21 protein-coding genes are annotated in these 22,987 nt (G+C 70.2%); 6 read left to right on the plus strand and 15 right to left on the minus strand.

Annotated elements, in window-relative coordinates; translation table 11 throughout:
* Positions 1-86: 86 nt before the first annotated feature.
* Complete coding sequence (locus tag AB0G04_RS17685; protein WP_360983223.1) at positions 87-2,255, minus strand: DEAD/DEAH box helicase; 2,169 nt, start codon at positions 2,253-2,255, stop codon at positions 87-89.
* Positions 2,256-2,847: 592 nt separating this feature from the next.
* On the opposite strand from AB0G04_RS17685, the gene AB0G04_RS17690 reads away from it, so the two are divergent.
* Positions 2,848-3,246, plus strand: a complete 399-nt coding sequence (locus AB0G04_RS17690) for a hypothetical protein (RefSeq protein ID WP_360983225.1) — start codon at positions 2,848-2,850, stop codon at positions 3,244-3,246.
* Between the two features lie 214 nt (positions 3,247-3,460).
* On the opposite strand, the gene AB0G04_RS17695 is transcribed toward AB0G04_RS17690, so the two are convergent.
* From AB0G04_RS17695 to AB0G04_RS17740, 10 genes are all read right to left on the minus strand, one after another.
* On the minus strand, positions 3,461-4,186 hold the full coding sequence (locus AB0G04_RS17695; RefSeq protein ID WP_360983227.1) for an SDR family oxidoreductase: 726 nt from the start codon (positions 4,184-4,186) through the stop codon (positions 3,461-3,463).
* Positions 4,187-4,309: 123 nt separating this feature from the next.
* Entirely contained in the window at positions 4,310-6,118 is a 1,809-nt protein-coding gene (locus tag AB0G04_RS17700) for a protein kinase (RefSeq protein WP_360983229.1), read from the minus strand.
* Between the two features lie 220 nt (positions 6,119-6,338).
* The gene (locus AB0G04_RS17705; protein ID WP_360983231.1) at positions 6,339-7,832 is read right to left on the minus strand and encodes a fused MFS/spermidine synthase; all 1,494 of its coding nucleotides are present in this window, start codon (positions 7,830-7,832) and stop codon (positions 6,339-6,341) included.
* A gap of 42 nt (positions 7,833-7,874) precedes the next feature.
* On the minus strand, positions 7,875-8,882 hold the full coding sequence (locus AB0G04_RS17710) for a hypothetical protein (RefSeq protein ID WP_360983234.1): 1,008 nt from the start codon (positions 8,880-8,882) through the stop codon (positions 7,875-7,877).
* A gap of 64 nt (positions 8,883-8,946) precedes the next feature.
* Positions 8,947-9,720: an SDR family oxidoreductase gene (locus AB0G04_RS17715; protein ID WP_360983236.1), complete on the minus strand. Its 774-nt coding sequence runs from the start codon at positions 9,718-9,720 to the stop codon at positions 8,947-8,949.
* A gap of 33 nt (positions 9,721-9,753) precedes the next feature.
* Positions 9,754-10,581 carry an inositol monophosphatase family protein gene (locus tag AB0G04_RS17720; protein WP_360983238.1) on the minus strand — a complete coding sequence of 276 codons (828 nt, stop codon included), beginning with the start codon at positions 10,579-10,581 and terminating at the stop codon, positions 9,754-9,756.
* On the minus strand, positions 10,574-11,020 hold the full coding sequence (locus AB0G04_RS17725; RefSeq protein ID WP_360983357.1) for a response regulator: 447 nt from the start codon (positions 11,018-11,020) through the stop codon (positions 10,574-10,576). The genes AB0G04_RS17720 and AB0G04_RS17725 overlap by 8 nt, the downstream gene beginning before the upstream one ends.
* A 2-nt stretch (positions 11,021-11,022) precedes the next feature.
* Positions 11,023-12,621: an ATP-binding protein gene (locus AB0G04_RS17730; protein ID WP_360983240.1), complete on the minus strand. Its 1,599-nt coding sequence runs from the start codon at positions 12,619-12,621 to the stop codon at positions 11,023-11,025.
* Positions 12,618-13,817 (minus strand): SpoIIE family protein phosphatase, encoded by a 1,200-nt coding sequence (locus tag AB0G04_RS17735; protein WP_360983242.1) that lies wholly within the window; start codon positions 13,815-13,817, stop codon positions 12,618-12,620. Before AB0G04_RS17735 ends, AB0G04_RS17730 begins: the two co-directional genes overlap by 4 nt.
* Before the next feature lie 127 nt (positions 13,818-13,944).
* Positions 13,945-14,289, minus strand: coding sequence for a hypothetical protein (locus tag AB0G04_RS17740; RefSeq protein WP_360983244.1), 345 nt, complete (start codon positions 14,287-14,289; stop codon positions 13,945-13,947).
* Positions 14,290-14,365: 76 nt separating this feature from the next.
* Between AB0G04_RS17740 and AB0G04_RS17745 the strand changes: the two genes are divergently transcribed.
* A complete protein-coding gene (locus tag AB0G04_RS17745) occupies positions 14,366-16,678 on the plus strand; it encodes a M28 family peptidase (protein WP_360983246.1) in 2,313 nt (770 codons plus the stop codon).
* A 12-nt stretch (positions 16,679-16,690) separates the two neighbouring features.
* On the opposite strand, the gene AB0G04_RS17750 is transcribed toward AB0G04_RS17745, so the two are convergent.
* The 3 genes from AB0G04_RS17750 to AB0G04_RS17760 all read right to left on the minus strand — a co-directional run bounded on the left by AB0G04_RS17750 (position 16,691) and on the right by AB0G04_RS17760 (position 17,709).
* Positions 16,691-16,978: a Smr/MutS family protein gene (locus tag AB0G04_RS17750; RefSeq protein ID WP_360983248.1), complete on the minus strand. Its 288-nt coding sequence runs from the start codon at positions 16,976-16,978 to the stop codon at positions 16,691-16,693.
* 11 nt (positions 16,979-16,989) lie between these two features.
* On the minus strand, positions 16,990-17,361 hold the full coding sequence (locus AB0G04_RS17755; RefSeq protein ID WP_360983250.1) for a tetratricopeptide repeat protein: 372 nt from the start codon (positions 17,359-17,361) through the stop codon (positions 16,990-16,992).
* 123 nt (positions 17,362-17,484) lie between these two features.
* A complete protein-coding gene (locus AB0G04_RS17760) occupies positions 17,485-17,709 on the minus strand; it encodes a hypothetical protein (protein ID WP_360983252.1) in 225 nt (74 codons plus the stop codon).
* A 261-nt stretch (positions 17,710-17,970) separates the two neighbouring features.
* On the opposite strand from AB0G04_RS17760, the gene AB0G04_RS17765 reads away from it, so the two are divergent.
* The 4 genes from AB0G04_RS17765 to AB0G04_RS17780 all read left to right on the plus strand — a co-directional run bounded on the left by AB0G04_RS17765 (position 17,971) and on the right by AB0G04_RS17780 (position 22,139).
* Entirely contained in the window at positions 17,971-18,708 is a 738-nt protein-coding gene (locus tag AB0G04_RS17765) for a response regulator transcription factor (protein ID WP_360983254.1), read from the plus strand.
* 1 nt (position 18,709) lies between these two features.
* On the plus strand, positions 18,710-20,290 hold the full coding sequence (locus tag AB0G04_RS17770) for a HAMP domain-containing sensor histidine kinase (protein WP_360983255.1): 1,581 nt from the start codon (positions 18,710-18,712) through the stop codon (positions 20,288-20,290).
* A gap of 200 nt (positions 20,291-20,490) precedes the next feature.
* Positions 20,491-21,555, plus strand: a complete 1,065-nt coding sequence (locus AB0G04_RS17775) for a 3-deoxy-7-phosphoheptulonate synthase (protein ID WP_360983257.1) — start codon at positions 20,491-20,493, stop codon at positions 21,553-21,555.
* Positions 21,556-21,782: 227 nt separating this feature from the next.
* Positions 21,783-22,139: a DUF3040 domain-containing protein gene (locus AB0G04_RS17780; RefSeq protein ID WP_360983259.1), complete on the plus strand. Its 357-nt coding sequence runs from the start codon at positions 21,783-21,785 to the stop codon at positions 22,137-22,139.
* 60 nt (positions 22,140-22,199) lie between these two features.
* On the opposite strand, the gene AB0G04_RS17785 is transcribed toward AB0G04_RS17780, so the two are convergent.
* Positions 22,200-22,799 carry a hypothetical protein gene (locus AB0G04_RS17785; RefSeq protein ID WP_360983261.1) on the minus strand — a complete coding sequence of 200 codons (600 nt, stop codon included), beginning with the start codon at positions 22,797-22,799 and terminating at the stop codon, positions 22,200-22,202.
* Positions 22,800-22,987 lie beyond the last annotated feature (188 nt).

Genomic DNA, 22,987 nt, shown 5'->3' on the forward strand with positions numbered 1-22,987 from the left:
GAAGCCGCCGGGCCCAGAAGGCCCGGGCTCGAATGGGCAGCGATCGCGGACCTCATGGGCGGCGGCAGCGGGCTACCCGCGAGGAGTCAGCCCGCGACGGCAAGGGTCAGCGGGAGAACACCTGGGGCGCCGGCACGGCGAAGAGCCCGACCGGCCAGCGCGAGTGTCCACCCGGAGTCGGCGAGGTCGTCGACCAGCAGGACCGGACCGGCCAACTGGGACAACTCGGCCGCCAGCGGCGCCGGAACCACGAAGGCGTCGTGCAGGGCCCTGACCCGCTGCGCACTGTTTCCCCGATGTGCGCCGGTCGTGAGGCCGCCGAGAGATTCGGCCGGCTCAAGACTGCCCAGCATCGGAAGCCGGCCCACCGTGGCGATGTGCTCCGCCAGGCTGTGGATAAGTTGTGGATGACGCTGTGAACAAACCGCCGCGACGGCAGCGGGACGCTCCTTCCAAGCGTCGTCTCCCCTGGCCCAGGCCTTGAGTACCTCGATCACGGCGGCGGCCAGGTCGTCCGGGAGCGGGGCGTCCGGAGACTCCGGCGAAACTGCGGCGCGCAGCCGGTTGCCCCAGCCGAGGTCCGAGAGGCGGCCGACGGCTCGGCCCGGTTCGATCTGCTCGGCGGGCGCGATCCGCCCCTTGAGCGTGAGGCCGACGGCAGCCAGGCCGGTGGGCCACATCTTCTTCGGGGCGATCTCCGTGCCGGGGCGCCCCAGGAAGGCATCAGCCGCGGCCAGCGAGACCGCCGACACCTCGGCATCGAACAGGGAGCCGGCACAGTTGTCGCAACGGCCGCACGGAACCGCCTCGGGGTCGTCGAGGCATCGGCGGAGGAACTCCATCCGGCAGGTCGAGGTCACCGCGTACTCGATCATGGTTTTCTGCTCCGCCTCGCGTGCCTCGGCGACACGCCGGAGCCTGGCCTCGTCATAGGTCCACGGCTCACCGGTGGCCAGCCAGCCGCCGCGTGTCCGGCGCACCGCGCCGTCGACGTCGAGGACCTTGAGCATCAGTTCCAGTCTGGTGCGCCGGAGATCGACCAGCGGCTCCAGCGCTTGAGTGGACATCGGCTGGTCCGCGGAGAGCCTGGACAGCACCGCACGCACCTGGTCCTCCGGAGGAAAGGCGAGAGAGGCGAAATAACGCCAGATCGCGGCGTCCTCCGGCCCCGGCAGCAGAACCACTTCGGCGTGCTCGACCGCACGGCCGGCCCGGCCGACCTGCTGGTAGTAGGCGATCGGCGAGGGCGGTGCGCCGAGGTGCACGACAAATCCGAGGTCGGGCTTGTCGAACCCCATACCGAGGGCCGATGTCGCCACCAGCGCCTTGATCTTGTTGGTCAGCAGGTCCTGCTCCGCCGCGCGGCGCTCCGCGTCCTCCACCTGTCCGGTGTAGGAGGCCACCTCGAACCCGCGGGAGCGCAGGAAGTCGGCGGTTTCGGTGGCTGCGGCGACGGTAAGGGTGTACACGATGCCGGATCCCGGCAGCCGCTCCAGGTTGTCGGCCAGCCAGGCGAGGCGATGAGCCGGATTCTCCAGGCGCAGGGCGGCCAGGCGCAGCGAGTCACGCTCGAGCGGGCCGCGCAGGACGAGGGCGTCACCGAGCTGATCGGCGACGTCGGCGGTCACCCGGGCGTTGGCGGTGGCGGTGGTGGCGAGCACCGGGGTACGCGCGGGAAGCCCCGCTAGGAATGTGCGCAGACGCCGGTAGTCGGGGCGGAAGTCGTGACCCCAGTCGGAGACGCAGTGCGCCTCGTCGACCACGAGCAGTCCGGTGCTCCCGGCGAGCCCGGGCAGCACGTTGTCACGGAAGTCGGGGTTGTTCAGCCGCTCCGGGCTGATCAGGAGAACATCGACCTCACCGGCCCGGATCTCCTGCTCGATCAGCGACCACTCGTCAAGGTTCGCCGAGTTGATGGTGCGGGCCTGAATACCTGCACGTGCCGCCGAATCGACCTGGTTACGCATGAGGGCCAGCAGAGGCGACACGATGACCGTCGGACCGGCCGGTGGGTCACCGGGCTCGGCCGTGACCCCGGATCGGAGCAGCGCCGTGGCCACGAAGTAGACCGCCGACTTTCCCCAGCCAGTGCGCTGCACACAGAGCACGCGCCGCCGGTCCACGGTGAGGGCCTCGATCGCCCGCCACTGGTCCTCACGGAGAACGGCGTGCTCCCCGGCGAGCCGCCGTAGCACCTCCTCGGCCCGCTCCCGTACCACCGCTCGTTCGGCTGCCGTTCGCGTCGTATCAGTCACCCGGCATGTCTATCAGCCCGCGCCGGCCCGCCCGGAGTTATCCACACTCGGGAGTTGTCCACAGGCCGGCGGAACGATTCGAGCGGCCGGAGACGCAGATCGGCCATGCTCCCTCCGTCCAGCGGGATCGGAGTCCGGGAGGTCGATGTGCAAGCGTCATACAGGTGGACGGCTCGACGATCCGGACCTCGGACCGGTGGCAAACCGGCCGCACGCACCGTTCCGGCGCGAAACGGCGTCAGGCCCGCGGAGGCCGGACCACGGCCACCACCATGCGGGCCGGTCGCTGACCGGCCCTACAGAGCGGCCGCCCTCCTGGCTACAGGTCAGCGGTCGCACTCCGGATCGGTGGCACCCCGGTCCGGTGGCAGTCGCCATCCGGACGGGTGGCAGCCGGGCGGGTGCCACCCCGGACGGGCGGCAACCCGGCAACCGGGGTGGCACTCGGGGCGGCTCTCCCTCGCGACGGCCAGCACTCCGCTGAGGTCGCGGCACCAGCTACTTCCCCGCATGAGCGATGCCGGGCGCACCGAGGTGGAAGCCTTCGGCGAACCCGGCGAACTGCCGCCACATGAATGGAACGCTCAGGAACATGACCAAGACGATCGCTGAGAAGCTGCTGATCAAGCCGAACTCGACCGTGTGGCTGAACGAACCGGCCCGGCTCCCGCTGCTCACACCGATGCCGGAGGGGGTACGGGAGACCGGCACCCTGGCCACCGCAAGCACCGCCGTGGTGTTCGTCGAGGACGCGGACGGTGTACGCGACCAGCTGGAACAACATCGCGCCGACCTCGACAAGCCCGCGGCGTTCTGGATCGCCTATCCGAAGGGCAACAAGGCCGATGTCAATCGGGACTCGCTCTGGCAGATCGTCGCCGATTTCGACATGCGCCCGTGCGGGCAGGTCGCGATCGACGAACGGTGGTCGGGCCTGCGATTCCGCGCCAACCGGCCTGGCGAGGGCCCCTTCACCGGCGGCGCGGAATGAGCCCGTCGAAGTGCCGGCGCCACGCCCCCGGCGGCGCGGAAACAGCCCGTCGAAGTGCCGGCGCCACGCCCCCGGCGGCGCGGAAACAGCCCGTCGAAGTGCCGGCGCCACGCCACCGGCGGCGCGGGAATGAGCCCGGGCCGACTCCCCGCGCCGTTTCAACCGCGGGGCGCAACGGGGCCGGCCGCATCCCCGGACGGTGTCGTCGGCGGGATCAGCGGCCGAGGACGGAGCCGCCGTTGACGTTGATGATCTGGCCGGTCACGAAGCCGCCGCCCGGGCCGACCAGCCACCGGATCGCTTCGGCGATGTCGTCCGGAGTGCCGGCACGCTTCAGAACGCTGGCATCGACGCGCTTCTGGTGGCCCTCCGGAGTCATACGGCCGGCGAAGAACTCGCTGTCGGTCACATATCCGGGGGCGATGACATTCGCCGTGATGCCCTCAGCGCCGAGTGACGTGGCCAGGTCCAGTCCATAGCCGTGCAGGGCCGCCTTGGCCGCGGAGTAGGGGCCACCGCCGCCTCGCTGGGCCGCGATCGAGCTGGTCAGGATGATTTTGCCGCCGGGACGGCGCAGATGCGGAAGGAGGGCTGTGGTCATCAGAACCGCGGAGAGGACGTTCGAGTCGAGATTCGCCCGCCAGCGGCCGGCCACCTCGGCGAGGGTGCTGTCGTCGCCGCCGATGTACGCCCCGGCGTTGTTGACCAGCACGTCGAGGGGGCGGCCGGCCACAGCCTCGACCACGGCCGGAACCTGGGCCGGATCGGTCACGTCGGCGCTCACCGCAGTGGCCTGCGGACCGATCCACTTCACCGCGTCGGCGAGCACCTCGGCGCGGCGGCCCACGATGATCACGTCGAAGCCCTCGCCGGCGAGCATGCCGGCCGTCGCCCTGCCGATCCCGGTTCCGCCGCCGGTCACCACTGCGAGTCTTGTCATGGCTTCGACCCTATCGACGGATCAGTCGCCCGGTAGGCCAAGTCGTCCCCAGTCAGCTGGCTTCGCCGTGCGCTGCCTGCAAGAGGGTCGGCGGGTGCGGCGGGTTCCGGACGGAAGAGCGGTTCACAGTGCCTGCAAGGAGCCCGTCGATCGGTTGGAAACGGACAGCCGCCGACCAGGGTGAGACGTTCCGGTACGACCGTCCGACGTGCCGGCAGCAGCACCCGCACGGCTCTCGGCCTGCCGGGTGCCGGCAGCACCAGGACGGCTCTCGGCGTGATCGGTGCCGGCGGCCGGACGGCTGCCGGCACGGCTGGAGCCGGTGCGGGTGGTACCGCCCAGCACCTCGGCGCGACACGGCCGGCCGTTGAGGGCGAAGGCGAGGGGCAACGGGTTCCGGTCGCGGTATCCGCCGTGCAGAGTCACCGCACGGGAGCGGCCACGGCCGTTCACCACTACGTGACGGCCCTCCTGAGCTACCGCTCTGGGTGTGGCTGCGAGGCGCTGCGTGCCGGGGTAGGCGAACTCGACCCGCCAGTCGGACGTCTCGGAGGTCGTCACGCTGAGCCGGGCCTCGAAGTGCGAGCCCGAGTCCCGGCGGATCTGATAGCGGACGGTGCAGCGAGCCCGGTCCGAGCCGGCGGCCGCGGTTCCGGCACCTGACCCGTGACTCGCGCCGGCCACGGTTGTCCCGGTGCGATCGTGGTCGACGGCCTGGCGCTGGGCGGTCCAGCTCACTGCCGTCGCGGTGAGCAGGGTCAGGGTGGCCAGGGCGGCGATCGCGGGCATCCGGGTACGGCCACCCTGGAGGTGCCGCGCGGAGAGCACATCAACACGGCGACGACCGGCGATGAAGAGACCACCGCCCAGCGGGCGAACGGCACCCAGGTGCAGGACTGATCCGAGGCGGAGGCCGGCTCGTAGACGTACGGTCGTAAGCGCGTTCGCGGGGCGATCAAGGCAGGCACGCACCACCCGCCGCAAGCCCGTGCTTCTTCCCGGGGACGCCGGTACCGAAGCGACCGCCCTCGCTGCCGGCACCGCAAGAGGTTCGCCGGCCCGTAGCGGCGGGATGATCGGGCGCACCCCGACGGTTGCGGCGAGGGCTCTGGCAACCTCGGCGGCGTCGGGCCGGTCGGGCGGCTGTTTCGCCAGGCAACGCAGACACAGATCGGCGACGGCGGCCGGCATTCCGGCCAGCTCCGGGATCGGGTCGGGGTCGGCGTACAGATGGGCGCGCAGAGCTTCGGCGGTGTTCGCGGCGGGCCACGGCATCCGGCCGGTGAGGGCACGGTAGAGCAGCAGGCCGAGGCCGTACACGTCGGTGGCCGGTGAGACCACCGCACCGCTGAGGCGTTCCGGGGCCAGATATGCCGGAGTGCCGAGCAGACTGCCGTCGGCGGCGGCGTCCCGCTGGCCCACGACGGCGGAGATCCCGAAGTCGACGATCTTGGCGCCGGAGCCGGTCAGCATCACGTTCGCCGGGGTGATGTCGCGATGTACCAGACCGCGTGCGTGGGCGGTGGCCAGCGCGGATGCGATCTCGGCGGCGATCATGACGGCTTCCCGCCAGTCGAGGGAACCCTGCCTGCCGAGCCTGGCTCCGATGGACTCGCCGTCGTTCAGCTCCATCACCACATACGGAACGGTCAGCCGGTCCGAGATCGGGGCCTCGCCGAAGTCGTGGATGCCGGTGATGTGCGGATGGCAGAGGCGGGCCGCGGCCAGCGCCTCCTGGCGGAGCCGGTCCCGGAACGTACGGTCCTCGGCGAGCCGGGGCGAGAGGACCTTCACCGCGACGTCGCGACCGAGGATCTCGTCGTAGCCCCGCCAGACGACCGACATGCCGCCGGTTCCCAGCTTCTCGACCAGGCGGTACCGGCCGGCGAGACGGAGCGAGCCAGCCTGACCGTTTCGCTCCGTACGCCCCATGCGCCGATTCTCGCCCGAGGGGCTCATCGCCCGTTGCCGCACTCCGAAACCCATCCGAAACCGTGCCCGGACAGGCCGGGCAACAACGAAGAACGGCCGGGGAACAGCGAAGAACAGTCGGCGAGGACGGAAGAACCCGGACTGCCGACAGCGATGTGAACCAGAAAGGCAGGACGGCAGGCGGAAAACACCAGCCGGCGAGGACGGCGGGCGGAAGAGGTCAGCCGGCGAGGAGCTGGTCGACGGGGGCGTAGTCGTCGGTGAGGACGCGGGCGTCGTCGATGAAGGCCGCCAGTTCGGGGCCGGCCAGCAGGCTTGCGGGGGCCTTGAGTGCACCGAGCAACGGCCGCACCGCGTCGAGCGGCAGTGGGGACTCGGAGGCGAGGATGACGAAGTTGGAGCCGCGTTCGCCCGCGATGGCGTCCGGTGGAGCGATCAGCGCGACGTGCGGGAACGCGGCGGCGACGGTGGCCAGTTCGGCGCGGATGAAGCGGTTCGGCGGGTAGTCGATCACGTTCTGGGCGTAGACGCCGCCGGGGCGCAGGACCCGGGCGACGTCCGCGGCCATCTCGCGCGTGGCCAGGTGCCAGGGGACCACCAGGTGTCCGAAGGCGTCGCCGACGATGAGGTCTGCGGAGCCGGCCGGGCGGGCGGCCAGGCGGACTCGGGCGTCGCCGACCTCGACGCGCAGGTCGGGACCGGGTTTCAGGCCGAGGCTCCGCCGGTCCAGGTCGACGAGGCCGCCGTCGAGTTCGAGGACCAGCTGGTTGCTGCCGGGACGGGTGGCGCGCAGGTAGTTGGGCACGGTGAAACCGCCGCCGCCCAGGTGCACGGCGTCGACCGGGCTTCCGGCAGGGGCCAGTACGTCAGCGACCGCACCGATCCACTGGACGTACTCGAATTCGAGGTGGGCGGGGTCGTTCAGATCGACATACGAGTGCCTCGCCGAGTTGAGCACCAGGGTGCGCCCGCCGTCCCTGGCCGGGTCGTCGACGACGGTCGCGCAGTGGTAGGCGGTCTCCACGTCGCATGGGGTGGGTGCGGCGGTACCGAGGCCGGCGCCGACGAGGCCGACCACGGCCAGTGAGGCCCGCATCCGGGACGTGCCGGGCAGTTCGCGGCGCATCCACCAGCCGAGCGCTCCGCCGGCGAGGGCCAGCAGCACGGCCAGGCTCAGGATGATCACGCTACTCGGCATGGCCGCGACGAAGACGAAACCGGTCACCAGGGTGGCGGTGATCGCGCCGAGGGTGCCGATGCTCGACAGCCGGCCGACCACGGAACCGGCCTGCCGCAGGTCGGCGAGCTGCAGTTTCACTACCATCGGCGGGATCGTGGAGAGCACCAGGGCGGGCAGGAAGATGGCCAGGGCGGCCAGCAGGAGCACGGCGGGGGCGGCACCGCCGCGCAGCAGCTCACCACCCCAGCGGACCAGCGGCAGGGTGACGGCCGTGCCGATGGCGCCGAGGATCAGTGCCGGCGCGAGGAGGGTGCGCGGGTCGAAACGGTCGGCGAGGCGCCCGCCGATCCAGGCCCCGTAGGCGATGGCGGCCAGTGCGACGCCGATGACCGAGCTGCTGACCTGGAGGGTCACCCCTACGTACGGGCCGACCAGCCGTAGCGCGACGATCTCCAGAACGAGGACTGCTCCACTGGCTCCGAAGGCCAGAGCGGTGGCCAGGGCCGATGGCAGGGCGCGCGGCTTCGTCTCCACGCCGGGATGGTACCGGCGTCAAGCTGCGAGTTCGCTGAAGCTCTAGAGCATGGAGAGGTGTACGTGGTTGGTGTGCACCGCCGCCGGGCCGCCACTGGCGCTGTAGGCACGCCAGCCGGTACTCGGTTGCCAGATCTGCCGGTACCAGATCACGTACATCACACCGAGTTTGTCGGCGTTCTTGACGTAGAAGGCGGCGAGCCGGTCACCGTACGTCTTGTCGCCCCCGGTGGCCGCCGCGTTCTCGAAACCGCCCGCCGCGGCCGAATGGTCGCAGGCCCGGCCCTTCGGGTGTTCGCCGGATGCGCGCTGGCTGAAGCAGACCGTGTACCGCTTGAAGCCGGCCGCCTCCGCCTGCTGGAAGGCGTGCAGCGTGCGCGGGGTGATGCAGCCGTCCGACGTCGGGTCCTTGACGGTGCAGGACTCCTTCGGCCATGAGCCGTCGGAGTTGCGGGGCGCCGGTTTCGCGGCGGCCGAGTTCGGGTCGACGAAACCGCCGGCCGCGCCACCGCCGACCTCGGCGAGGGCCACCTCGGCTTCCCGCTTCTTCTTGGCCATCACGTTGACCTGGCGCTGCTGCTCCTGGATCTCGGCTTCCAGGGCGGTCTTGGCCTTCTTGCCGGTCTCGACCTGCTCGCGGTACTCGGCGAGGGTGCCGCTGTCCATCCTGGCCAGCGCGTCGAGGCTCTCCAGGCGTTCCATGAAGTTGTTCGGCGAGGCGCTGCTGAGCAGCAGGTTGATGGTGTTGACCCGGCCCATCTGGTAGACGCGGCCGGCGACCTCGTTGACCTGGGTGGTCAGGGCGGCCGCATTGGTCTCCGAGTTCTTCAGGGCCTCGGTGAGCTGTTTCTGCCGCTTCTTGGAGTTGGCCAGCTTGGTCTTCGCCGTGTCGTACCCCTTGGCGGCGCTTTCCAGCGCCGCGCGCAGCTTCTTGCTGCCGCCCTCGGGGTCGGCGGCAGCCGGGGACGCGGGCGCGACGAGCACCAGCGCGAAGGCTGCCGCGAGGAACGCGAGAAAGGCGGTGCACCGGCGCGGAAAACTGGCCGCCACAGATAACCTCCAAGTCGTGAGCGCCGGTACTTTACCGTGTCGGAGCAGGCGAAAGGGAGATCGATCAGGTGGCCGAGTATCCACCGTCGACGAAGAGCGTCTGTCCGGTGACCGCCTGGCTCGCATCACTCGCCAAAAAGACGACACACCCGGCAAAATCTGCCGGGATACCGTTGCGACCGATCATCGTACGTCCCGCGTGCGCCGCCACTTTCGTGGGATCGGCGAAAACGGGCTCGGTGAGGGGCGTGTGCACAACTCCGGGCGCGATCGCGTTGCTGGTCACGCCGTGCCTGGACCAGGCCTCGGCCTGGGAGCGGGTGAGCCCGACCAGCCCGGCCTTGGCGGCACCGTAGGCCCCGCTGTTGCCGTAGGCGCGGAACGCCTGCTGGGAGACGACGTTGATGATCCGGCCGCGGCCGCGCCGTGCCATCGCCGGAGCGAACGCCTGCCCGAGCAGGAACGGCGCTGTCAGGTTGGCGGCGAGGGTGACGTCCCAGACGTCGTCGCTGAGCTCGTCGAGCGGCGGGCGCAGGTTGACGGCCGCCGAGTTGACCAGGACGTCCGGTTCGCCGTACCCATCAATGATCTTGGTGATGACCGCCTTGACAGCCTCGCGCCCGGCGAGATCCGCGGAGATCGCGTCCGCCTCGGCGCCGTGCCCGCGCAACTCGGCGACCACCTCGGCCATCGGTCCCTCACGCCGGGCCACCACGAGCACCCGGGCTCCGGCGCGCCCCAGGGCCAGCGCCATCGCGCGCCCGATGCCGGAGCTGCCCCCGGTCACCACCGCCAGCCGTCCGCGCAGCCCGAACAGATCATCGAGGTACGACGTCATGCCCGAACCCTAACGCCGTGGCGTGCCGGACGATCACCCGGCGTCGGGCGCACCGGACGGGAAGAGGGTGGAGTGCACGCTGTGCCAGATGTCCTCGTTCGCGGCGGCCAGCAGGCCTCGCTGATTCCCGGTCGGCCGGTGCTCGGTGCCGTCGAGGTGGCGCACCACCCCACCGGCCTCGCGGACGATCAGGGCGCCCGGTACGTGGTCCCACGGCAGGATCCGCCAGAACATCGCGAACTGCTGCTCGTCGACGGCGATCGCCGGGTACTCGTATCCCGCGCAGTGCCGCCCCGTGGTGTGACCGCCCAGCCGTCCGGCGTTGGCGTGCACCTGTTCGCGCAGGTCGTCCGGGAAGTACTTGTGGGCGATCACGCCGTGCAGCCCGGCCGCGCCCGGGTCGTCGGTGCGTGCCTTGATCCGCTCGCCGTCGCGGTAGGCGCCGGCACCCAGCTCGGCGACGGTGAGGCGGTCGGCGACCACGTCGAGGATCCACGCGGCCGTCGTCTCACCGTCACGGACCAGCGCGACCATGACGCAGAACGGGGTCCGGCCGGAGGCGAAGTTGTTGGTGCCGTCGACCGGGTCGACCACCCAGACCGAGCCGCTGCCACCGAGCCGGTCACCCACGCTGGGATCGGCCGCGACCGCCTCCTCACCGACCACGACCGAGCCGGGCAGCAGCGCGGTCAGCCCTCGGGTCAGTGCCCGCTCGGACTCCTGGTCGGCGATGGTGACCAGATCACCCGGTGCCTTCTGGTGCACCTCGTCGGCGGACAGCCGCCGGAAACGCGGCAGCACCACGGTGTGGGCCACCTCACGGACCAGCTCGGCGACCTGGTCGAGAACCCGATCAGGCACGCGGCGGCAACTTCACGACGCTGACGAAGAACTCGTCGATCTGCCGTATCACGGCGATGAACCGCTCGAAGTCGACCGGTTTGGTCACGTACGCGTTGGCGTGCAGCTGGTAGCTGCGCAGGATGTCCTCGTCGGCGGACGAGGTGGTGAGCACCACGACCGGGATGCGGCCCAGATCGTCGTCCTTCTTGATCTCGGCGAGCACCTCGCGGCCGTCGCGCTTCGGCAGGTTGAGGTCGAGGAGGATCAGGTCGGGCCGGACCGCCTCCGAGTACTGTCCCTCGCGCCGCAGGTAGGCGAGGGCCTCGGCGCCGTCGGAGACGACGTTCAGCCGGTTGCGGACCTTGTGTTCCTCGAACGCCTCCTGCGTCATCAGCACGTCGCCGGGATCGTCCTCGACCAGCAGCACCTCGATCGGGGTGCCGTTCGCCCGTTCCATGCTCACGCGGTGGCCTCCTCAGTCTCGGCCGGATCCGGCTCCTCGGCACCCGGTAGCACCGGAAGGGTGAACCAGATCGACGCGCCCTCGGGCACATCGACGTCCAGCCAGATCCGACCGCCATGGTATTCGACGATCTTCTTGACGATCGCGAGTCCGATGCCGGTCCCCTCGTAGGCGTCACGCGCGTGCAACCGCTGGAAGATCACGAAGACCTTGTCGGCGAACTCGGCCTCGATCCCGATGCCGTTGTCGCGTACGTTGATGCGCCATTCCCGGTCCTCCCGGGACGCGCTGATCGTGATGACCGGCGGCACGTCCGGGCGGCGGAACTTGAGCGAGTTGCCGACCAGGTTCACGAACAGTGTGGTGAGCAGCGGTTCCTCACCCTCCACCGTGGGCAGATCGGACCAGTTGACCTCGGCCTGGTCCCCGGCACGCGCCTCCAGCTGGGACTGCACGTCACCGAGGACCTTGTTGAGGTCGACGTCGGTGAACCCGGTGGTGAGCCGGCCGATCCGGGAGAACGCGAGCAGGTCGTTGATGAGCCGCTGCATGCGCTGGGCTCCGTCGACCGCGAAGCTGATGTACTGGTCGGCGCGTTCGTCCAGCTCGCCGGCGTACCGGCGCTGCAGCAGCTGGCAGAAGCTGGCCACCTTGCGCAGCGGCTCCTGCAGGTCGTGCGAGGCGACGTAGGCGAACTGCTCCAAATCGCGATTGGACCGCGTGAGTTCCTCGGCCTGCGACTGGAGCTGCTGGTTGATCCACTCGACCTGCTGGCGCGCGCCGCGTACCTCGCGCAGCTCGCTGGCGATCTGCTGACGCATCCGGTCCACGTCCTCGGCGAGCCCGATGAGATCCGGTGAGCCGTACGAGCTGGTGTCGATGTGCCGGTCGTAGTCCCCTGCCGCCACCTGCCGCACCTGGTCGGCCAGGTGGGTGATCGGACGGCTGACCAGCCGGTCCAGCAGGATCAGCAGCAGCACGCCGGTGACCAGGATGACGATCGCCGCGGCGATCTCGACGGCCACCAGGTTGCCGCTGGAACTCTGGGCCGCCGCCGCAGAAGCGTCGCGCAGCGCACGGATGTCCCGGTGCAGCGTGTCGGCTGCCCCCCGGATCCGGTCGAACTCGCGCGTGTCGATAGCTTCGATCCGCTGCTGGGCCGCCTGGGTACCTTGGGTGCGAACCGTCTCCAGGATCGGCTCCGCCACATCGGCCCGCCACTTCGCGGCGAGCTGCTCGACCTGGGCGAGGGAGGCGCGGACCTGCCGGTCTCCGGGCCGCAGCAGGCTCCTGATCTCGGCGATCCGCTGCTGCTCGGCCACGATGCCGTTCTCGTACGGCGCCAGGTTCCTCAGCTTCCCGGTGATGGCATAGCCCCGGACGCCGGTCTCCTGGTCGACGAGCGCTGTGCTCAGGTCCTGCCCGGCCACGCGCATCGGGCCGCCCCGGTCGAGAACGTCGTCAACCGCGTTGTTCGCGTCGGCCGCCGCGATGGCGGCGATTACGCCGAGGCCGCCGAGCAGCAGACCGGCGGCGAGGCAGAGTGCGAAGATCCGTCCGCGGAGCGTCCAGCCGCGGGTGCTGAACCGGCTCACCGGCCACCGCCCCGCGAGATCAGCAGCATCGCGACGTCGTCGGCGAGCGGGCCGCCGTTGTCCCGGTCGGCACGCGACACCAGCCACTGCGGCAGCTCGGGCAGCGGCAGTTCACGGGCGTCCGGCTCGTCGAGGAGTTTGCACAGGCCGTCAACGTCGAGTCGTTCCTGGCCCGCGCCGGTCCGTCCCTCGATCAATCCGTCCGTGTACATCAACAGGGACCAGTCATGTCCGTTGAACTCCAACTCGGTCGCCGGGGTGGGTGTGGGACGTACCCCCAGCACGATCCCGGTACGCACGGCGACCGGCGCGGCCCGTCCGCCGGAGAGGACCAGCGGCGGCGGGTGGCCGGCCACCCGCACGGTGGCCCGGTTGGCCGGCAGGTCGACGACCGCCGACGCGACCGTGGCGAAGACCTCGCGGGCTTTGCGCTCCGACATCAGCACCTGCTCGAGCGAGGACAAGATATGGTCCTCGGGCACCCCGGCGAGCACCAGTGCACGCCAGGCGACCCGGAGCTCGACCCCGAGAGCCGCCTCGTCCACACCGTGCCCGCACACGTCACCGACGATCACGTGGAGCCGGTCGTCGCCGACCTGCACCACGTCGTAGAAGTCACCGCCGAGCACGCCCATGGCCCGGCCGGAACGGTAGAACGGCTCCACGGCCAGCCCGAAGTCGTCCCGCTTGAGCGGTTTCGGCAGCAGGCCCCGCTCCAGCCGGGCGGACTCGGCCTCCCGGAGCTCCGCCTCGCGCAACCGGCGGGCGTTCTCGTCGGCGCGTTTCCGCTCGACCGCGTACCGCAGCGACCGGATCAGTAGAACCCCGTCGACCTGCCCCTTGACCAGGTAGTCCTGGGCACCCTCGGCGACCGCCTGCACGCCGAGGTGCTCGTCGGAACGCCCGGTCAGCACGCAGACGGCGGCACTGCCGGCGAGCGACAGCAGCTTCCGGAGCCCGTCGATGCCCTCGGCGTCCGGCAGGCCCAGGTCGAGAAGCACGCACTCGACGCCGGTGAGCAGCCCGCCGGCCTCACGCAGGCTGGTGGCGACGGTCAGGTCGAACGGCGCGCCGGCCTCGGTGAGGAGCTCACGGACGAGGAAGGCGTCACCCTCGTCGTCCTCGACGAGCAGGATCCGCAACCGTTCCAGCTGCTCAGTCGCGTATCTGCGGGGCGCGAGCGACCGCTCCGTCATTCCGATTCCCCACTCGACGCATAGGTGACCCGCAAATCGTGTACCACTCGGCTCCGCTGCACAACTTCCGTCATCCGCGCTTGCCTGTCGTGTTCTCCCGGTCCGTGCTCCACCGTGATCCAGTTGATCATGACGGGGGATCGTCACCGGCAGCGGCCACCCGGCGCGCGTGTTCGGCGATCACCTGTCCGAGGATGCCGTGCAGCTGCCCGCAGTCCCGGCAGTGCAGGTTCTCGTCGAGGTGCCGGCCCCCGCAGTTGCTGCAGTTGCCGCGGTCCTCCGGGTCCCGATAGGACTCGAGCGCCCGGCACATCGCCCGGATCACGTGGTCACTGAAGGTGAACACGTCCTCGCCGAACGCGGTGCGCACGCCGATGACGGCAACGGGATCCGCGTCCGGATGCGGGTTGTACGGCGACACCCGGTCGATGAACTCCGCGATGACGGCGGCTGGGTCAAGCGGCGTAGTCACGCGGACAACGCTATTGCACGCGCCAATGGATCTTCGGGCTACCCGCCGGGCGTGCCCGGACTGTTAGATGATGCCCATGCGTGACTCAGCTCTCACCCGGCCGGCTCGCCGAGGCCTCGCGGCCGCCGCTGTCCTGGCCTTTCTGACGCTGGCCGGGTTCGCCGGGATCCGGTCGATCCAGCCGCCGGCGGCGCGTGCGGAGACGGCGCCGGCGGGCGAGTTCAGTGCTGGAAGGGCTTTTCAGACGGTACGTACCATCGCGTCCACACCGCACCCGGCGGGAAGCGTGGCCAACGATCGGGTACGCGAGCACCTGATCTCGTCCTTGACCTCCCTGGGCCTTTCCCCCGAGGTGCAGGACGTGGTGTCCGAGCAGGGTGCCGGCCTGTCGTCGTCGGCGGGCGGCGCCGGGCTGGCCCGGGTCCGCAACGTGGTCACGGTGATCCCGGGCACGGCGTCGACCGGACGGGTGTTCCTGGTCGCGCACTACGACTCGGCACAGGTCGCGCCGGGCGCCAACGACGACGGCGCCGGCACGTCGACGATCCTGGAGACGGCACGGGCGCTGACCTCCGGCGAGCGGCCACGCAACGACATCGTGCTGGTACTGACCGACGCCGAGGAGGCCTGCCTGTGCGGGGCCAAGGCGTTCGTCGAGCAGCATCCGCTGGCCCGTGACGGCGGCGTGGTGCTGAACCTGGAGGCCCGCGGCAGCCGCGGTCCGGCGATCATGTTCGAGACGTCCACCGGCAACGCACGGCTGGTGGAGACGTACGCGAAGGTGCCGTACCCGGTCGGTACGTCGTTCGCGGTCGAGATCTACCGGTTGCTGCCGAACGACACCGACTTCACCCCGTTCCGGGAGTCCGACTCGTTCCAGGGGCTGAACACCGCCTACATCGACGGGGCGGCGGTCTATCACGCGCCGACCGACCGGCCCGAGACGATGGACCGGGACAGCCTGCAGCACCACGGCGACAACGCGCTGGCCCTGGCCCGCGAGTTCGGCGCCCTGGACCTGGGCGGGCTGCAGCGGGGCGGCGACGCGACGTACTTCCCCGTGCCGGGCCTGCTGGTGCGGTACCCGGGTGAGCTGGTGTGGCCGCTGGCGGTGCTCGCCCTGGTCGCGGTGGTCGCGCTGGGCTGGATGGTGCGGCGGCGCCTGTTCGCCGGGATCGCTCTGGCGGTGCTCCCGATCGTGGCCGCCCCGCTCCTGGCCCAGGGGTTGTGGGCGCTGCTGGTGCTGGTCCGGCCGGAGTACGGCGGGATGCCGATCGACCCGTACCGTCCGATGTGGTATCGCCAGGCGGTGATCGCCCTGGCCGTCGCCGTCGTCCTGCTCTGGTACGCCCTCCTGCGCCGCCGGATCGGACCGGCCGCCCTGGCCGTGGGCGGTCTCACGTGGCTCGCCGTGTTCGGGATCGTGCTGGCGGCGTTCACCCCCGGCGGCTCATACCTGGCCGCGCTGCCGGCTCTGGCCGTCGCGGTCTCCGCCCTGGTCGCGACCCGCGTCCGCCCCTGGCTCGCGGTGGCCGTCCTGATCGCCGGCGCCGTGGTTCCGGTGGTCGTCCTGCTGCCGACCGTGCTGATGCTCTTCCCGGCGCTCGGCATGCCGATGGCCGGGGTAGGCGCGTTCCTGACCGTGCTCCTCGGGCTGGCGCTGCTGCCGGTGATCGACCTGATTCATCCGGCGCCGAGTGGCGCCCGCGGCATGGAGGCGGCGCGGGACCGGCGGCGCGGCGCGCTGCCCGGCCTGGCCGCGGTCGTCGCGGTGATCGCCTGCACGGCGACCGGTCTGGCCGTCGACCGGTTCGACGAGGAGCATCCGTCGCTCACCCATCTGATGTACGCGCTGGACGCCGACAACGGCACGGCACGCTGGCTGAGCGAGGAGACCGAACCCCAGGAGTGGACCGCGTCGTACGTCTCCGGAACGCCGGTGGCAGTCACCGGCACACTTCCGGCGTTCGGTGCGGAGGAGCTGCTCACCGGTCCGGCACCGGCCGCGACGCTGCCGGCTCCCGCGCTGACCCTGCAGTCCGAGACCGTCACCGGCGACCAGCGGACCATGCGGCTGCTGCTCGACCCGCAGCGGACGGTCCGGTTCACCACGCTGCACGTGTCGGCCGAGGTCGTCTCGGCGTCGGTCGGCGGTCGTACGCTCGAGGGCGGACCGGCCGGATGGGGCATGGTCTTCCACGCGCCTCCGGAGACGGGCGTGGAGATCACCCTCACCGTCCGCCAGACCGGCCGTGTCACCTTCCGGGCCATGGACGGCAGCGACGACCTGTCAGCGGTGCCGGGGTTCCGGCCTCGGCCCGCCGGGGTCGGCGTCCTCGGTTCGCACAGCAGCGAGCTGGTCGCGGTCGCGAAGACCTACCAACTCTGACCTGTCGTACGCCTACCGGCCGCGGGCGCGTCCACGGCCGGTGGGCGTGTTGAACCGGAAGTGGATGAAGAGCCGGCCCCAGTTGTCGCCGTCCTTCTCCACCCGGTGGTAGAGCTGCTTGATCTCTTTCTGGTCCAGGAAGCGCAGAACCTTCTTCTTCAGGGCCCCGCTGCCCTTGCCGGGGATGATCTCGACGAGGGTGACCTTCTTCGCGATGGCCTCGTCGATGATCCCTCGCAGAGCGCGGTCGATCTCGTGACCCTTGTTGAAGATGTCGTGCAGGTCCAGCTTCAGCTTCACAATCGGAGACCCTACGCCGCGCTGTTCTTGCCGAGCCACGTCTCGACGCGGCGCAACGCCTCCTGGTAGTCGGTCTGCGTCTTCATGGCGGCGGCCAGCCTCAGGTGCGGCAGCGCCTCACGAAAACGGCCGGCCCTCTCCAGGGTCCGGCCGAGCACGTGGTGCGCGTAGTGATCCGACGGATCATGCTCGATCAGCACCCTGAGCTGGGTTTCTGCCCCGTTCAGCTGGGCCGAGTTGAAGTAGGCCCGCGCCAGTAGTTGCCGTACCGCGGTGTTGTGCGGCTCGGCCTCGACGATCGGCTCCAGCAGCCTGGCGGCGCCGAGGGGATCGCCCGTCTCGAAGAAGAAGGTGGCCCTGCGGTAGTCCTCGAGAAGATCCACGTGCCCGCTCCTCACGCTCGCGCCGTGACTTTGACCAACGCTTGCACAACAACGGCCGGACATCGAGTGTTCCGCGGATCGCGCTTGCCCGGCAAACGGGTGGAGCCCCGAGCCAGCCGGGGTTCAGCGGCGGAGCAACAGGAGGGCCAGGCCGCCGGTGAGCAGGTAGCCGCCGATCGCGGCGAGCAGCATCGGGCTCACGCCGTCGCCGGGCAGCTCGGGCGGGCCGCCGGCACTGTCCGCCCGGCGCGGCTCGAGATGCTCGGCCCGGACCGTCGACGCAGCCGGAAGCATCAATGACAGGACCAGGACGGAGAACACCGCCATGAACCGCCGCCCAAGCACCATAGATCCAGTATGTCGGCTTTGCCGCTCCTGTTGATCACGCCACTCCGTCCGCCCCATCCTCATGGATCTCATTGGCCTTGCCGAAGACCATGACGTCCGGGCACGTACGGGAGCGGTGCGCGGCTGTGGCGTACCGATGTCTCAGGCCCGTCGAGACAGCGGTGTGCGCCAGCCGGAACTCCCCGAGCCGCCGTGCCGGGTCACAGCGGGTACACAGGAAACGGAAAGCCGGCGCCGAGCGTCAGGCACCACAGTGGGGGCATGACGATGGCGAACGCAGAATCCGGCACCGAACTCCGGCGGCCCGACGGCACCCCGGTCCGGGTCCTCGTGGTGGACGACGAACCCACCCTGGCTGAGCTGCTCTCGATGGCCCTGCGTTACGAAGGGTGGGAGGTCCGCAGCGCCGGCGACGGCATGACCGCCGTCCGTACCGCGCGCGACTTCCGCCCCGACGCCGTCGTCCTCGACATGATGCTGCCCGACATCGACGGTCTCGAGGTGCTGCGCCGGCTGCGCGGCGAGGCCCCCGAGGTGCCGGTGCTGTTCCTCACCGCCAAGGACTCCGTGGAGGACCGGATCACCGGTCTCACCGCGGGCGGCGACGACTACGTCACCAAGCCGTTCAGCCTCGAAGAGGTGGTGGCCCGGCTGCGCGGGCTGATGCGGCGGACGGGGCACGCGCCGACGCGTACCGAGTCGCAGCTCGTCGTCGGCGATCTCACACTCGACGAGGACTCGCACGAGGTGCGCCGTGGCGGTGACCTCGTCACGCTCACCGCGACCGAGTTCGAACTGCTCCGCTACCTCATGCGCAACCCGCGGCGGGTACTCAGCAAGCCGCAGATCCTGGACCGCGTCTGGAACTACGACTTCGGCGGCCAGGCGAACGTGGTCGAGCTGTACATCTCGTACCTGCGCAAGAAGATCGACGCCGGCCGTGCGCCGATGATCCACACCATGCGCGGCGCCGGGTACGTCCTCAAACCGGCCGACTGAGATGAGTTCCGCCCCCCAGGCCCGTGGTTCCCGCCCCGTCCGCTGGCTCAGTCCCGCCGGCTGGTCGCTACGCGCCCGCATCGTCGCCACCATGATCGCGTTGCTCGCCGTGCTGGGCCTGGTCGTCGGCGTAACCGCCGAGCTCTACCTCTACAAATCCCTGCACCAGCAGATCGACGCGGACCTGGCCGATCTGGAGAAGCGGATGGGCGCGCCCGGCAAAGGCGGTTCCACCCGGCTGCTTCTCAGCCAGTCGCTGAAATACGGGCCGACCGGAGGTATGCCGCCCAAGTCCATCATCGTGGTGGTTCCCGCCTCCGGTGAGCCGGTCGGCGGCAAGGTGCTGCCCAAGGACGCCACCGTTTCGCCGGAGGAATACCGTCCCGGTGACACCACCTTCAAGGCACTCTCCCCCGAGGCGCTGACCACGCTGCGCACGGAGGTGCACGTGGGCGAGGAGATCGACGTCAATCTCGGCGCCGACTATCCCGAGTACCGGTTCATGTCCAAGACCGTCAACGGCGAGACCCTGTACCTCGGTCTCTCGCTGGCGAACGTCAACTCCACACTGCTCACGGTCGCGGCTTTCACCGGCTGCGTGATCCTCGGGTCGCTGCTGATCGCGGGCTGGGGTGGGGCGCTCATCGTCCGCCGTACTCTCAAGCCTCTTGATCGGGTGGCGGCAACCGCGACGCGCGTGTCCGAGCTGAAGCTCGACGCCGGTGAGGTACGGCTCGCGCAGCGGGTGCCCGAGTCCGACACCGATCCGCGCACCGAGGTCGGCCAGGTCGGCGCCGCCCTGAACCGGATGCTCGACCACGTCGGCAACGCCCTGGAGGCCCGGCACGCCTCCGAGATGCAGGTACGCCAGTTCGTCGCGGACGCCGGCCACGAACTGCGCACCCCGCTGGCGGCCATCCGCGGGTACGCCGAGTTGAGCCGCCGCAGCCGTCAGGTCGTCCCGGACGAGATCGCGCACGTGCTGACCCGGGTCGAGTCGGAGGCCAAGCGGATGACCGCCCTCGTCGAGGACCTGCTGCTGCTGGCCCGTCTGGACGCCGGCCGGCCGCTCGCCCAGGACCCGGTCGACCTGACCATGCTGGCCGTCGACGCCACGAGTGACGCGCACGCGGCCGGACCAGGTCACTACTGGCAGCTTGATCTGCCGGACGAGCCGGTCACCGTGGTCGGCGACGGCGCCCGGCTGCATCAGGTGGTGGCGAACCTGCTGGCCAACGCGCGGACCCACACACCGGAGGGTTCCACCGTGACGGTGAAGGTGGGTGCGGTGCCGAACGCCGCGGTGATCCAGGTGGTCGACAACGGTCCGGGCATCCAGCCGGACGTGGTGCCGCGGATCTTCGAACGGTTCGCCCGGGGGGACAGTTCGCGGTCGCGGGCGGCCGGCAGCACCGGCCTCGGGTTGTCGATCGTGCACGCCGTGGTCACCTCGCACCGCGGCAAGGTGGGTGTGCAGAGCCGTCCGGGCCGGACCGTCTTCACCGTGATGCTCCCGCTCGGGCCGCCGCCTGTCGTCCCAACAGCTGAACAGCGCCCGCAGATGCTGCATCCGGCGGCCTGATGTCGCTATGCTGGCGGGCATGTCTCAGACGTGGTCGTTCTATTGGTTTACGAGGCCGGCTCCCGCCGGTGCCTCGGCCATGACCGCATGACCTGAGACACCCGCCAGAGCCGGCTGAGGCAGCGACGACGTCGCTGCCTTTTTGTTTGCCCCGAGCAAACCGGCTCTGACCCAGGGCCGGTCGAAGGAGAGAAATCACCATGACCGCCCCAGAGGTGCAGCGCGTCCGTGACCAGCGGATCGAGAAGGTCGTACCGCTGATGAGCCCGGCCCTGCTCCACCACGAGCTGCCCCTGACCTCCGAGTTGCACGACACCGTGCTGGCCGGCCGTAAGCAGGTCGAGGATGTGCTGAACGGCCGAGATCAGCGGCTGATCGTGGTCGTCGGCCCCTGTTCGGTGCACGATCCGGAGGCTGCCGGCGAGTACGCCGACCGCCTCAAGCTGGAGGCCGAGCGGCTCAGCAAGGACCTGCTGATCGTGATGCGGGTGTACTTCGAGAAGCCGCGTTCCACGGTGGGCTGGAAGGGCCTGATCATGGACCCGGCCCTCGACGGCTCGGGTGACGTCGGCACCGGCCTGCGGATCGCTCGCAAGCTGCTGCTCGAGGTCGTCAAGCGGGGCCTGCCGGTGGCCGTGGAGTTCCTCGACCCGATCACTCCGCAGTACATCGCGGACACCGTGGCCTGGGGCGCGATCGGCGCCCGGACCGTCGAGTCGCAGGTGCACCGGCAGCTGTCGTCCGGACTGTCGATGCCGATCGGCATGAAGAACCGTCCCGACGGCAGTGTCTCGACCGCGGTCGACGCGATCCAGGCCGCCGAGGCGAAGCACGTCTTCCCCGGCATCGACTACTCGGGCACGCCGGCGATCCTGCACACGGCCGGCAACCCGGACTGCCATCTGGTGCTGCGTGGTGGCGGCGGCAAGCCGAACTACAGCGCCGAGCACGTGGAGTCGTCGCTGGCGCTGCTGCGCAAGGCGGGCCTGCCGGAGCGCCTGGTGATCGACTGCTCGCACGGCAACAGCGGCAAGGACCACAACCGGCAGCCGATCGTGGCCGAGGACATCGCGCAGCAGATGGAGTCCGGGCAGCGGGCGATCAGTGGCGTGATGCTGGAGAGTTTCCTGGAGCCGGGCCGGCAGGATCTGGGCGGCGAGCTGACGTACGGCCAGTCGGTCACCGACGCCTGCATGGGCTGGGAGGCGACCGTCAGCGTCCTGGAGAGGCTGGCCTCGGCCGCCGCCAAGCGCCGCGCCCTCTGAGCGGGTGGCCCTGTGGGTCCGATCGGGACCCACAGGGCCCGCACCATGCAGCCACCCAGAGTCACGCACCGCTCACGCCACGTATACGCCGTCATTGCTGATCAACCGGTCCGCTATACCCGATGTCGAGGAATTTCCACAGGTCTTGTTGTCCGGAACGGAACGGACCGAAAAATCGGCACACGGGGCTGTATCACAGCGGCAACCCAGAGGTAACAATGGGGACTGTGATCGAGATCGCTCCCGATCACTGCTTCACCGGCGAGGCGGACCGGAAGGTGGCGACCATGCTCAGCAAAGAGGACACCCGGCGGCTTGCTCAGCTCGAACGTCAGCTCAGGCGTGACGATCCCGACTTTGCGGCCCGGATGGGCGGCGGCAACTTCAGCGTGTCACCCACTGGTCGCCCTCCGCTTCCCCTGTTCGTCCTCGCTGCCGTGATCACCGTGGCCGCCGTCGTACTCGGCATGGTCGGCTGGTGGGTCGCCACGTCGATCGTCGCGACCTGGGCGGTGATCACGCTGTCCGCAGCCGTGTACCGGCTGCGCCGCCAGCGGGCCGAGCGGGCCTACCGCCACTCCTGAGGACCCAGCGGCTCGCCAGGAATAGCCGCCGGCTCGTCACGAGGAGCCGCCGGTGAACGTTCAGGAGCTGGCCGCGGCCTGGGACTCGAACAGCCGGACGATCCCGGCCAGGGCCCGGACCTGACGCAGGACAGCTTCCGGCTCGGTGGAGCGATGCTGCTCACGGCCGATGTCGACGATCGCGTCCGGGCGGACGCCGACCATGTGCAGCGGGCGGCGGAACTGCTGCGCCGCCGCCCACTCGACGAACGACCACGACGGCTGCGGAAGGTAGACGATCCATGCCGTGCCGGTCGCGCCGGTGCCCGGCCGCCGGAAGTCGAAGATCACGAACTCGAGGTCGTCGAGGAAACCGCTGAGCACCGCGTACGCCGGCTGGTCGCCGCCGAAGTCGGGGTTGTCGCGCCAGTCGGCGAGCAGGTCGGGGTCGACGTCGAGGAATCGCCAGCCGTGCCGCCGGGCCAGCTCGATCCGGTCGCCGACGCCGGTGGCCGGGCGGACCGAGCGGTCGGCGAAGAAGAGCAGCCACGCGGCCGCCACGGCGAGCAAGCCGCCGAGGACGAGGGCGAGCAGCGCGGCCGGTCCGGCTGCCGGTTCATCGATCGTACGGGCGACTCCACTGCCGTCACCGTAGGTAACACACTGGTTGCCTGCACGCATCTCGCTGGTACCGCATCCGGTGCCAGCACTGACAAAGAGGACGAAACCCAGAACGAGAATCGCGAGTCCGACGATGAAAACAATCCATGCAGATCGATTCGGCCGAGCGTTCATCCGTCCTCCCCGCGTACCGCCGGCGATCAATACACCGGTTACACCACGTCATACGGCCGGCGCGCGGGCACCGG

The sequence above is a fragment of the Actinoplanes sp. NPDC023801 genome (genome assembly GCF_040639655.1).
Classification (GTDB): Bacteria; Actinomycetota; Actinomycetes; order Mycobacteriales; family Micromonosporaceae; genus Actinoplanes.

Bases quoted from the DNA above. Each gene is read 5' to 3' on its own strand.
- AB0G04_RS17760 (WP_360983252.1), bottom strand. From the start codon at position 17,709: ATGGTGCTTGGGCGGCGGTTCATGGCGGTGTTCTCCGTCCTGGTCCTG.
- AB0G04_RS17765 (WP_360983254.1), top strand. From the start codon at position 17,971: ATGACGATGGCGAACGCAGAATCCGGCACCGAACTCCGGCGGCCCGAC.
- AB0G04_RS17770 (WP_360983255.1), top strand. From the start codon at position 18,710: ATGAGTTCCGCCCCCCAGGCCCGTGGTTCCCGCCCCGTCCGCTGGCTC.
- AB0G04_RS17785 (WP_360983261.1), bottom strand. From the start codon at position 22,799: ATGCGTGCAGGCAACCAGTGTGTTACCTACGGTGACGGCAGTGGAGTC.
- AB0G04_RS17700 (WP_360983229.1), bottom strand. From the start codon at position 6,118: ATGGGGCGTACGGAGCGAAACGGTCAGGCTGGCTCGCTCCGTCTCGCC.
- AB0G04_RS17690 (WP_360983225.1), top strand. From the start codon at position 2,848: ATGACCAAGACGATCGCTGAGAAGCTGCTGATCAAGCCGAACTCGACC.
- AB0G04_RS17735 (WP_360983242.1), bottom strand. From the start codon at position 13,817: ATGACGGAGCGGTCGCTCGCGCCCCGCAGATACGCGACTGAGCAGCTG.
- AB0G04_RS17775 (WP_360983257.1), top strand. From the start codon at position 20,491: ATGACCGCCCCAGAGGTGCAGCGCGTCCGTGACCAGCGGATCGAGAAG.
- AB0G04_RS17715 (WP_360983236.1), bottom strand. From the start codon at position 9,720: ATGACGTCGTACCTCGATGATCTGTTCGGGCTGCGCGGACGGCTGGCG.
- AB0G04_RS17725 (WP_360983357.1), bottom strand. From the start codon at position 11,020: ATGGAACGGGCGAACGGCACCCCGATCGAGGTGCTGCTGGTCGAGGAC.
- AB0G04_RS17695 (WP_360983227.1), bottom strand. From the start codon at position 4,186: ATGACAAGACTCGCAGTGGTGACCGGCGGCGGAACCGGGATCGGCAGG.
- AB0G04_RS17745 (WP_360983246.1), top strand. From the start codon at position 14,366: ATGCGTGACTCAGCTCTCACCCGGCCGGCTCGCCGAGGCCTCGCGGCC.